The sequence below is a fragment of the Aquipuribacter hungaricus genome, assembly GCF_037860755.1.
GTDB classification, from domain to species: domain Bacteria; phylum Actinomycetota; class Actinomycetes; order Actinomycetales; family JBBAYJ01; genus Aquipuribacter; species Aquipuribacter hungaricus.
This window is the reverse complement of the sequence record NZ_JBBEOI010000124.1, coordinates 1-11,020: the sequence shown is the minus strand read 5'-3', so window position 1 is coordinate 11,020 and position 11,020 is coordinate 1. Positions and strand designations below refer to the sequence as shown.

Here is an 11,020-nt window from a genome sequence, read left to right as displayed (position 1 = left end):
GCCCGCCCCCGCGGTCGACGCGCCGGGCCCCGCCGCCGGGGACCCGGTGCTGGACGGCGCGGCCACCGCCCGCACCGACCTGGGCGACCTGGTCCGGGCCTGCGCCTGGTTGCACGTCGCGGTCGCCCCGGCGCACCTGCTCCTGCTGCCGTCGCCGGCGGGCCGCACGATGACGCTGGTCAGCGTCGTGCTCGCCGTCGGGTTCGCCGCGCTGCGCCGGGCCGACCGCTCGGCCGCCCTGGGCCCTGCCGTCGCCCGCCACGCCTCGGCGCTGCTGTGCCTGGCCCTGGTCGTGGTGTGCGGCGAGATGGTGCTCTACGCGGATGTGGTGCCCGCCCCGTGGGCCTCCCTGCCGATGGTCCTCTGCCTGGTCGCGGCCGGCGGCGCGCTGCCCTCGCACGTGCAGGTGGCCGTGGTCTGCCCGGCCACCGTGGTGGTGTGGGCGGTGGTCATGGCCTCCCAGGGCGACCCGGTGGGCTGGATCTGGAACGTCATGACGCTCGGCTGCGCGCTCGGCGTCGCCGCCCTGCTCCACGTCACCCACGCCCGCACCATGCGGCGCCTCGCCGACGCGCAGGCCCGGGTACGCCTGGCCGCGCTCACCGACCAGCTCACCGGCGTGGCCAACCGCCGGGCGTTCCTGTCCGCCGCCCGGCAGGCGTGGGAGGACGCCCGCCGGACCGGCGAGCACCTGGGCGTCCTGTTCCTCGACCTCGACGGGCTCAAGCAGGTCAACGACTCGCGCGGCCACGCCGCCGGGGACGCCCTGCTGGCGCTGGCCGCGGCCACGCTGCGCGCGGCCGTCGGCGTCGACGGCCTGGTCGCCCGGCTGGCCGGCGACGAGTTCGCCGTCCTGCTGCCCGGCTGCGGTCCTGACGACCTCCCGGCACGGGTGGCCGGGCTGTCGCGGGCGCTGTCCGAGGCAGGCGTCGCGGCGAGCACCGGCTCGGCCCACCTGGACGGCGACGCGTCGGTGGAGCAGGTGCTGGCCCGCGCGGACGCGGCGATGCTGAGGGTCAAGCAGGGGCGCCGGTCGCACGCCCTGCCGGTCCGCCAGGCAGGCCCGCCCGGGGCACGCGCGGGCACCGGCGTCAGACCCGCGGCGGCCGGTCCTCGTACGGGGTGCTGAGCACGACCGTCGTGCGGGTAGACACGTCGGCCTTCTGCCGGATCGTCGTCAGCAGGTTCTCCAGCGTCGACGGCGTGGGTACCCGCACCTTGATCATGTAGTTGGCCTCGCCCGCCACCGCGTGGATCGCCTCCACCTCGGCCAGGTCCCGCAGCCGGTCCGGCACGTCGTCGGGCGCGGCCTGGTCCAGCGGGGTGAGCGAGATGAACGCCGTGAGCGGCAGGCCCAGCAGGCCCGGGTCGACGACGGCCCGGTAGCCGAGCAGCACGCCCCGCTCCTCGAGCCGGCGGACCCGGTGGTGCACCGCGGACGTGGACAGCCCGGTGAGCTTGCCCAGGTCGGTGTACGACATCCGCCCGTCGGAGGCGAGGGCGCGCACGATGGCCCGGTCCAGGTCGTCGACGGAGGCCCTGCTGTCAGCGGCGGTCACCGGCGCAGACTAGCCACGCACCTGGTCACGACGGTGCAACGATCTCCGACGCTGCCCCGTTCGACGACCGACCGGTGCCGCCGCGCGGCGGGGCCCCCGGCACCCGCCCGCGTCAGGAGCGGGCGAGCGCCCCCGCGACGACGACCCGCTGCACCTGGTTGGTGCCCTCGACGATCTGCAGCAGCTTGGCCTCGCGCATGAGCCGCTCGACCCGGTGGTCGGTGACGTACCCGGCGCCGCCGAGCACCTGCACCGCGTCGGTGGTCACGCGGACCGCCTGGTCGGTGCAGAACGTCTTGGCCATCGACGCCGCCGCCCGGACCCGCACCGGGTCGTCCCCCGCGTCGAGACGGGCCGCGCCGTCGAGGTAGAGCGCCCGCGACGCGGCGACGGCGGTAGCCATGTCGGCGAGCATCCAGCCGAGACCCTGGAACTCGATGACGGGCCGGCCGAACTGCTCGCGCTCCCTGGCGTAGGCGACGGCGTCCTCGAGCGCCCCCTGCGCCAGCCCGACCGCCACGGCGGCGATGCCCAGCCGGCCCGCGTCCAGCGCGGACTTGGCGACGGCGAAGCCGCGGCCCTCCTCGCCGAGCAGCCGGTCGGCGCCGACGCGGACGCCGTCGAACGTCACCTGCGCGGTGCGGGAGCCGGCGAAGCCCATCTTGTGCTCCGGTGCGGCGACGGACAGGCCTGCGGCGTCGGCCGGGACGAGGAACGCGCTGATGCCGTCGGAGGCGCGGCCGCCGTCGGCCACCGGGCTCGTGCGGGCGAAGACGGTGTAGACGTCGGCCATCCCGGCGTGGGTGATCCACGCCTTGCCGCCGGTGAGGACCCAGCCGTCGCCGTCGCGGACGGCGCGGGTCCGCATGGCCGCGGCGTCGGAGCCCGAGCCGCTCTCGGACAGGCAGTAGGCGGCGAGCAGGTCCCCGCCGAGCAGGTCCGGCAGCCACCGGCGCACCTGCTCCGGCGTCCCGGCGCGCGCCAGGGCGTGGCACGCCAGCACGTGGACGCTCACCCCCATGGCCACCGTGCCCCAGCAGCGGGCCAGCTCCTCCAGCACCTGCAGGTGGACGACGGCGGGCTGGCCGCCTCCCCCGTGCTCCTCCGGGTAGGGCAGGCCCAGCAGGCCGGCCTTGCCGAGCACCCGGTAGGTGTCCCGGGGGTACTCCTGCAGCCTCGCCGCGCGCTCCTCGGCCTCGGCGGCGACGGGGGCGAGCTCGCCCTCGGCGATCTCCCGGACCAGCGCGAGCAGCTCGGCGGCCTCGTCGGTGGGCAGGCGCCGCTCGGGCACCGGGAAGGGTCGTCGTCGACCGGTCACGTCTGGTCCTCGGGGTGGGAGGGGTGTCGCGGGGATGGCGCGGGTGCCGGGGTGGCGGCAGCAGCACAGTATCCGCCGACCGCCCCGGCTGGCAGGGTGGCCCGGGTGAGCACGCTCCTGGCCGTCGACGCCGCCACCCTGTACTTCCGGGCCTTCTACGGCGTGCCGTCGTCGGTCCGCGCCCCCGACGGGACGCCCGTCAACGCGCTGCGCGGCTACCTCGACATGACGGCGATGCTGCTCGAACGCTTCCGTCCCGAGGCGTACGCCGCCTGCTGGGACGCCGACTGGCGCCCGGCGTGGCGCACGGACCTGCTGCCGTCGTACAAGGCGCACCGGGTCGCCCAGGAGGGCGACGAGGAGGTGCCCGACGAGCTGGCCCCGCAGGTGCCGCTGGTCGCCGAGGCGCTGTCGCTGCTCGGTCTGGCGCGGGTCGAGGCCGCGGGCTTCGAGGCCGACGACGTGTGCGCGACCCTGGCGCGCCGCTGGACCGACGCGGGCCGCGGCGCCGTGGACGTGGTGAGCGGCGACCGGGACCTGCTCCAGCTCGTCGACGACGACGCCGGGGTGCGGGTCGTCTACGTCGGCAAGGGCGTCCGGGACGCGCCGGCCCTCACCGCCGCCGACCTCCAGCGCCTGTACGGGGTGGCCGACGGCCGCGGATACCTGCACATGTCCGTGCTGCGGGGCGACCCGTCCGACGGCCTGCCCGGCATCGCCGGCATCGGCGAGAAGAGCGCCGCCGACCTGCTCCGCCAGCACGGTGACCTGCACGCCGTCATGGCGGCCGCGGCGGACCCGTCCCGCCCGATGAGCCCCGCACGGCGGGCCCGGCTCGTGGAGTCCCTCACCTACGTCGTCAAGGCGCTGGAGGTGGTGAGCTGCGTGACCGACGCACCGGTCGAGCCCGCCGCGGAGGACAGCTGGCTGCTCGGCACCCCGGTCGACGACGGCCGGCTCGAGGCGTTCGGCGAGCGGTGGGGCTGCGCCCGGCAGGTCGCCCGGCTGGCCGACCTGCTGCGCGCCGGCCCCGCCGCCTGACAGCGCAGCCGCCGGGCCGGCTCCTCAGGCGGGGCTGGTCGCGCCCAGGGAGTACTCGACGACGCCACGACGCACCCGGGCGATCGCGTCTCCCGCCGCCGCCCGCAGCGGGCTCCCCCGCTCGGCCGAGGCTTGCACCTGGTCGAGCAGGTCGAGGGTCTGCCGGCACCAGCGGACGAAGTCGCCGGGGCTGAGGTCGCTCTCGCGCAGCACCGTCTCCAGGGGCTGGCCCTGCGCCCACCGCCACACCGGCGCGGCGAAGCCCGGGTCGGGCTCGCGGGTCGGCGGCACGCGGTGGTCGGCCTCGAGGTCGGTGAGCGCCGACCACGCGCGCACGGTGTCGGTCCACGCCTCCGCGGTGCCGCGGCCCGGCAGGCGGGGGTCGACGCCCTCGACCTCGCGGCGGGCCTCGAACACCAGCGTCGACACGACGGCGGCGAGCGACGGCCCGTCCAGGCCCTCCCAGATCCCCGTGCGCAGGCACTCCGCCACGAGGAGGTCCGACTGCGTGTAGACGAAGCGGAGCCGCTCCCCCGCCGGGGTCAGCTGCTCCCCGTCCAGGTAGCCGAGCTCGTCGAGCACCTCGCACACCCGGTCGAAGGTGCGGGCGATGACGGCCGTGCGCCCGGAGATCTTCCGCTGCAGCGAGCGGTGGTCGCGCTCGAGCTCGTCGCGCCGCTGTGCCCACCGGGCGTGGTCCTCACGGTCGGCGCAGCCGTGGCAGGGGTGGGCGCGCAGCTCCCGGCGCAGCCGGACGAGCTCGAGCTCGCCGGGACCGGTCACGCCCTCGTCGCCCGTGCCGCGCCGGCGCTGGGGCGGGGCCACCGTGCCGCCGCCCACGGCCGCGAGCGCGTTGCGCATGCTGCTCGTGAGGTCCCGGCGGGCCTTGGTGTCGTGGGCGTCGAAGTGCTTGGGCACCTTGATCGTGGCCACCACCTGCACCGCGGCGGGGAACAGCACCGGGTCCAGCCGGCGGACCTGCCGGTCGGCGGTGAGGACCGTGGGCCGCGGACCGTCGGCGTGCAGGCCCGGGTCGAGGACGACGGCCCAGCCGCGCTGCTTGCCGGTCGGCACGTCGATGACGTCACCGCGGCGCAGCCGCTCCAGGGTGGCGGCGGCGTCGGCCCGCCGGTCGATCCCGGCCCGCTTGGACAGCTGCTTCTCCGTGGTGGAGATCCGGGTGCGCAGCCGGTGGTAGGACTCGAAGTCGCCGAGGTGGCAGGCCATCGCCTCGGTGTAGCCGGCCAGCGCCTCCTCCTGCTTGCGGACCTGGCGGGCGAGCCCGACGACGCCGCGGTCGGCCTGGAACTGCGCGAACGACAGCTCGAGGACAGACCGGGCGCCCTCGCGGCCGACCTGCGCGACGAGGTTGACGGCCATGGAGTACGTCGGCGCGAAGCTGGAGCGCAACGGGTACGTCCGGGTGGAGGCCAGCCCGGCGACGTGGTCCGGCTGCAGGCCCTCGCTCCACAGCACGACCGCATGGCCCTCGACGTCGATGCCGCGACGCCCGGCCCGGCCGGTCAGCTGGGTGTACTCCCCCGCCGTGACGTCGACGTGCTGCTCGCCGTTCCACTTGACGAGCTTCTCCAGCACGACGGAGCGCGCCGGCATGTTGACCCCGAGCGCGAGCGTCTCGGTGGCGAACACCATCTTCACCAGGCCGCGGCGGAACAGCTCCTCGACGGTCTCCTTGAACGCGGGCAGCAGCCCGGCGTGGTGGGCGGCGAGGCCCCGCTCGAGCGCCTCGACCCACTCCGACCAGCCGAGCACGCCCAGGTCGGCGTCCGGCAGCGCCGCCGTGCGCTCCTCGGCGACCCGGCGGATCTCCGCGCGCTCGCCGGGAGTCGTCAGTCGGACGCCCCAGGCCAGGCACTGCCGGACGGCGGCGTCGCAGCCGTTGCGGCTGAAGATGAAGTGGATCGCCGGCAGCAGGCCGTCCTTGTCGAGCGCCTCGACGACGCCGGCCCGGCTGGGGGTGCCGCGCTTGCGGGGGCGGGTCCCGCCGCGCTGCGGCCGGCCCTTGTAGCGGCGCTCGAACCGGGAGTCCTCGCGGGCGAGCGCGACGAGCTCCGGGTTGACGATGCCCGGCGCCTCGCCGGGCAGGCCGAGCACGGGGTCGCCGTCGGGGTCGACGAACAGGTCGTGCAGCCGGGTGTCGACGAGGACGTGCTGCCACAGCGGCACGGGGCGGTGCTCCGACACCACGACGCGGGTGTCGCCGCGCACGGTCGCGAGCCACTCGCCGAACTCCTCGGCGTTGCTCACCGTCGCCGACAGGGACACCAGCTGGACGTCCTCGGCCAGGTGGATGATCACCTCTTCCCAGACCGCGCCCCGGAACCGGTCGGCCAGGTAGTGCACCTCGTCCATGACGACGAAGCCGAGCCCCGCCAGGGTCGGCGAGCCCGCGTAGATCATGTTGCGGAGCACCTCGGTGGTCATGACGACCACCGGCGCCTCGCCGTTGACGGAGACGTCGCCGGTCAGCAGCCCGACCGCGTCCGCGCCGTGGACGGCGACGAGGTCGGCGTACTTCTGGTTGCTCAGCGCCTTGATCGGGGTCGTGTAGAACGCCTTGCGCCCGGTGCGGACCGCCAGGTCGACGGCGAACTCCCCCACCACCGTCTTGCCCGCCCCGGTCGGCGCGGCGACGAGCACGCCGTGGCCGTCGGCGACGGCCTGCATCGCCTCGGTCTGGAAGTCGTCGGGCTCGAACTCCAGGGAGGCGACGAAGCGTCCGAGGGGGGACGTCTCCCGCTCCCGCCGGACCCGTGCGGCAGCGAACCGTTCCGCGGGGCTGGACATGCCCCCAGGCTACGTCGGGAGCGGCGCGAGGACCGCGACGGCGCCAGGCGTCGCGGTGAACCGGCGGGGCAGCGACCCGAGCCGCTCGCCGTCGCCGTAGGCGACGATCGGGCGCGGGTGCCGCCCGCCGCCGTCGACGGTGACCTCCACCGTCGCGGCCCGGCGCACCTCGACGACGTCGAGCTCGACGTGGGTGCCCCGGTAGACCTTGGGGAACAGCCGCACGAAGCGGTGCAGCGGCACCGGCCGGACGACGACCACGTCGAGCAGCCCGTCCGTCGCCGAGGCGTCCGGGGCGATCCGCATCCCGCCGCCGTAGCTGGCGGTGTTGGCGACCGCGACGAGCAGGCTCTCGGTCTCCCACACGTCGCCGTCGAGCACGAGGCGGTACGGCACCGGGCGGAAGACGGGGAGCTCCCGGGCGATGGCCAGGTTGTAGCGGGCCGCCCCGCGCGGCCAGCGCCAGCCGTTGGCCCGCTCGTTGACCACGGCGTCGAAGCCGGCGGCCACGACGCCGGCGACCCACCGGGGACCCCCGCCCGCGCCGTCCACCGGAACCGTGCGCACCGCGTCCAGGCGCCGCACCGACCGCAGCCGCAGGCACGCGTCGACCGTGTCGACCGCGGCGACGGGGTCCGAGGGCAGCCCCCAGGCCCGGGCGAGGTCGTTGCCCGTGCCGGCGGGCACCACCCCGAGCGGGACCCCGGTGCCCGCGACGACGTTGAGGCCGAGGTGGACGACCCCGTCGCCCCCGACGACCACGAGGGCGTCGGCGGCGTCGGACCCGCTGCGGGCCACCGCCCGGGCGGCCAGGCGCTCGGCGGTCGCCGCGTCCGGTGCCACCACCTGCTCGACCTGGTGGCCCAGACCGCGCAGCCGGGTCAGCGCCGCGTCGCCGACGGCGGCCCCGCGCCCTGCCCCGCTCGAGGGGTTGACGACCAGCACGACGCGGGACCCGGTCCGGTCGGTGCGGGCGTCGCCGAGGTCGAGGCCGGGGGGGTGCTCCACGGGCGGAGGGTACCGGCGGGACGGGCGGTCGCCGGTCGCGGCGCCCGCGGACCGGGCAGCCGCCGCTCAGTCGATGCGGGAGGCCTCGTCGTCCTCGAGCACGGAGGCCTCGTGGTCGGCCAGGCCCGCGGTGCCGTCGCGGCGGGCCCGGCGGCGGTCGTTGAGCACCGCTATCGCCACGGCGATCCAGTACAGCCCGACGATGGGGGTGGCGAGGGCGAACATGACGATGATGTCCGGGGTCGGGCTGGCGATGGCGGCGAAGACGAACGAGGCGACGATGGCCACCCGCCAGCCCTTGAGCAGCCCGTGCCCGCTGGCCAGGCCGGCGAAGTTGAGCGCGACCATGACGACCGGCAGCAGGAACGCGATGCCGAAGCCCAGGGCGATCCGCGTGACGAACCCCAGGTAGAGGCTGAAGTCGAAGAGGCTGCCGACCTCGTCCGGGTTGAGCCCCGTGAGGAAGATGAACGCGTTCGGCAGCACCAGCCACGCCAGCGCGATGCCCGCCAGGAACAGGGGCACGGACGCCGCCAGGAACGCGACCGCGTACCAGCGTTCCTTCTTCGTCAGGCCCGGCGTGATGAACGCCCACAGCTGGTAGATCCACACCGGGCTCGAGGCGATGACGCCGATCCACAGCGACAGCTTGATCCGCTGGTCGAAGGCCTCGGTCGGCGAGCCGAAGCGGAGCTCCAGCTCCTGGCCGTTGACGTCCGAGGCCACCTGCAGGGGCCGGACCAGCTCGGCGATGAGCGGTTCGTACACGTACCACCCGGCGACGGCCAGCACGAGGACGGCGATCCCCGCCACGATCAGGCGGTTGCGCAGCTCCACCAGGTGGGCGCGCAGCGGCATCCGCCCCTCAGGGTTGCGGGCACGCCGGAGCACGGGAGGTCGCCGTCAGCAGGGGTGGGCGAGGCTCAGAGGTCGCGGCGGACGGTGTCGGCCCGCTCGTCGAGGGGGTCCACCACGGGTCCGTGCTCCTCGGAGACGACGCGGCCCTCGAGCGGGTCGGTGGCGGCACGCTTGTTGGCGGTCTCGTCCTTCCCGTCGTTCTTCATCTCCTTGACCTCGGACTTGAAGATCCGCATCGACCGGCCGACCTGGCGGGCGGCGTTGGGGAGACGGGAGGCGCCGAAGAGCACGACGACGAGCACGAGGATGACGACGAGCGCGAGCGGCTGGTCGAAGAGGTTCCGGAGCATGCGCCTACCTCCATAGGTGGATGTACCCGAGTCTACGTCGCCCCGGGCGCACCGGATGGCCGCCCGGGCCGTGACGCCTCCTCCGCGCGGCGCGCCGCGGCGTCCAGCTCGGCCAGGAGCAGCCGGACCTTCCGCCACACGGCGCGGGCGTGGAAGAACAGGTAGACCAGCCCCAGGAGCGCGATCGCCGCGCAGATCAGGAACCAGCCCACGACCGACACGCTAGCCGGTCGCCGGGCCGGGTCCGACCGCGCACGGGGTCACCGCGCGGGCAGGGCGCTCAGAGGGTCGCGGACTCCCCGGCGGTGCGGCCGCCGTCGACGGCCGAGGCGGCCGCGGCGAGCAGGTCGGCGGACTCCAGCCACAGGCAGAAGTCGAGCAGGTCGTCGTGGGACAGCGCGGGGCCCTCGTGGACCTCGAGCACCTCGGCGGGGATGACCCACCGCTCCGGCAGGACGCCGCCGGTGCGCAGGAGCGCGACCACGTCGCCGCCCGCGGGCTTGCGGACCACGTCGTTGCACGCGGTGCACGTGAAGCTGTAGAAGCTGCGCTCCTCAAGGGAGCACACCACCAGCCGGACCTGTCGCGGGGTGAGCTCGACATCACCGCACGACGGGCAGGACGCCTTGATGACCGTCATCTCACCCTCCTCCTCGGCCCCTCCGGGGCCTTCGCGGGGCGCCTCTGTGGCTCCCATGAGAACCCGTTCGGCACGGCGCGGCGAGAACTTGAACGGCTCACCCGGACGGGTGACGGTCGGCCCCCCCGGGCCCGGCCACCGGGACGCCGCCGGCCGCACCCACCGTGGCCCCGGCGGGGGCCGGACGGGCCAGCGCGGCTGCCGCGGCGGAGGCGACGGCGGCACGGACCGCCCCCGGGGCCAGCACCTCCGCCCGGCCCCCCAGGCCCAGCACGAGGCGGACGACCCGCTCGGGGTCCGCGACCCGGAGCCTGACGTCCAGGGCGCCCTCCGGGGCGGGGGCGTCGTGGCCGGCGCGCACCACCGGCACGGCGGCGTAGTGCTCGGCGACCCAGTGGGCGCCGCGGTGCAGCCGCAGGACGACCGAGGTGTCGGCGGCGCCGTGCGGGACCTGGCCGCCGGGGGCCCGCGGCTCGTGCGGCTGGGCGGCGGGACCCCGGCCGGCGGGCACGTCGAGCACCTCGGCCTGGACGACCCGGTCCAGCCGGAACAGGCGCACCTGCTCGGCCCGGTGGCACCAGCCCTCGAGGTAGTGCCGGCCCGCGTCGGAGACGATCCGGTACGGGTCGACCTCCCGCTCGGCGAGCTCGTCGCGGCCCGCGCTGAGGTAGCGGAGCCGGAGCCGGCGGTGCTGCACGAGGGCCGTCGTCACGGTGGCCGCGTGGGTCGGGGGCCCGTAGGGGTCGGGGATGAGCCCGAGCGGGCTCTGCTGGCCGCTGGTGAGCGCCGACAGGGTGTCGGCCGCCGAGGTGACCGCCGCCCTGTCGTGCGGGCCCGGGACGTCGGCGAGCAGGCGGAGCCCCAGGAGCAGGACGACCGCCTCCTCCGACGTGAGGCGCAGCGGCCGGCTGATGGGCTCGGCGTTGCCGATCCGCACCACGCCGCCCTCCCAGTCGGCCTCGATGAGGTCGTCGGGCAGGTGGCCGGGGGTGCCGCAGACGAACAGGAGCTCGAGGTCCTTGACCACCTGCTTCTCGGGGACCTCGAAGTGCTCGGCCAGCTCGGTGAGGGTGACGCCCTCGCGGCGCAGGACGAACGGGACCATGGCCAGCAGCCGGCTGAGGCGCTCCGTGGCACCGGCGCCGTGGACCACGGGGCCGGGCGCCTCGTCGTCCGCCGGCGGCGGGGAGCCCTCGGGGACGGGACCCTCGTGCGCCGCCGCCACGCCCTGCCACTGGCGGCGGACCGCGTCGCGCAGCTCGTCGGGCTCCAGCACCGCCACGTCGACGCCCGCTGACGCCACGGCCTCCACGACGAACCCGGACACCGGCTCCCCCGGGCCGCCCCGCAGCCAGAGCTCGACCTCCTCGCCGTCGCCGGGGTCGTGCCCCCCGCGCACCGCCATCGCCCGGAGCCGGCCGCCGCGCCCGGGCCGCAG

At 76.0% G+C, this 11,020-nt stretch carries 11 protein-coding genes; 2 read left to right on the top strand and 9 right to left on the bottom strand.

Annotated elements, in window-relative coordinates; genetic code table 11:
- On the top strand, positions 1–1,129 hold a 1,129-nt coding region (locus WCS02_RS12875; RefSeq protein ID WP_340293840.1), incomplete at its 5' end, for a GGDEF domain-containing protein.
- Here the strand turns inward: WCS02_RS12875 and WCS02_RS12870 are convergent.
- The gene (locus WCS02_RS12870) at positions 1,092–1,559 is read right to left on the bottom strand and encodes an Lrp/AsnC family transcriptional regulator (protein WP_340293838.1); all 468 of its coding nucleotides are present in this window, start codon (positions 1,557–1,559) and stop codon (positions 1,092–1,094) included. The genes WCS02_RS12875 and WCS02_RS12870 overlap by 38 nt on opposite strands.
- A gap of 112 nt (positions 1,560–1,671) precedes the next feature.
- Entirely contained in the window at positions 1,672–2,877 is a 1,206-nt protein-coding gene (locus tag WCS02_RS12865; RefSeq protein WP_340293835.1) for an acyl-CoA dehydrogenase family protein, read from the bottom strand.
- 105 nt (positions 2,878–2,982) lie between these two features.
- Between WCS02_RS12865 and WCS02_RS12860 the strand changes: the two genes are divergently transcribed.
- Positions 2,983–3,918, top strand: coding sequence for a 5'-3' exonuclease (locus WCS02_RS12860; protein ID WP_340293833.1), 936 nt, complete (start codon positions 2,983–2,985; stop codon positions 3,916–3,918).
- A gap of 24 nt (positions 3,919–3,942) precedes the next feature.
- Here WCS02_RS12860 and WCS02_RS12855 read toward each other — a convergent pair whose 3' ends face one another.
- From WCS02_RS12855 to WCS02_RS12825, 7 genes are all read right to left on the bottom strand, one after another.
- Positions 3,943–6,726 carry a DEAD/DEAH box helicase gene (locus WCS02_RS12855; RefSeq protein WP_340293831.1) on the bottom strand — a complete coding sequence of 928 codons (2,784 nt, stop codon included), beginning with the start codon at positions 6,724–6,726 and terminating at the stop codon, positions 3,943–3,945.
- Positions 6,727–6,735: 9 nt separating this feature from the next.
- Entirely contained in the window at positions 6,736–7,734 is a 999-nt protein-coding gene (locus tag WCS02_RS12850) for a diacylglycerol kinase family protein (protein ID WP_340293829.1), read from the bottom strand.
- Between the two features lie 66 nt (positions 7,735–7,800).
- On the bottom strand, positions 7,801–8,625 hold the full coding sequence (tatC, locus tag WCS02_RS12845) for a twin-arginine translocase subunit TatC (RefSeq protein ID WP_340293826.1): 825 nt from the start codon (positions 8,623–8,625) through the stop codon (positions 7,801–7,803).
- Positions 8,626–8,657: 32 nt separating this feature from the next.
- Positions 8,658–8,942, bottom strand: a complete 285-nt coding sequence (tatA, locus tag WCS02_RS12840; protein ID WP_340293823.1) for a Sec-independent protein translocase subunit TatA — start codon at positions 8,940–8,942, stop codon at positions 8,658–8,660.
- Between the two features lie 32 nt (positions 8,943–8,974).
- Positions 8,975–9,154 (bottom strand): hypothetical protein, encoded by a 180-nt coding sequence (locus WCS02_RS12835; protein WP_340293820.1) that lies wholly within the window; start codon positions 9,152–9,154, stop codon positions 8,975–8,977.
- Positions 9,155–9,222: 68 nt separating this feature from the next.
- Entirely contained in the window at positions 9,223–9,582 is a 360-nt protein-coding gene (locus tag WCS02_RS12830; protein ID WP_340293817.1) for a hypothetical protein, read from the bottom strand.
- 97 nt (positions 9,583–9,679) lie between these two features.
- A partial coding sequence (locus WCS02_RS12825) for a helix-turn-helix transcriptional regulator (protein ID WP_340293815.1) occupies positions 9,680–11,020 on the bottom strand: 1,341 nt, incomplete at its 5' end.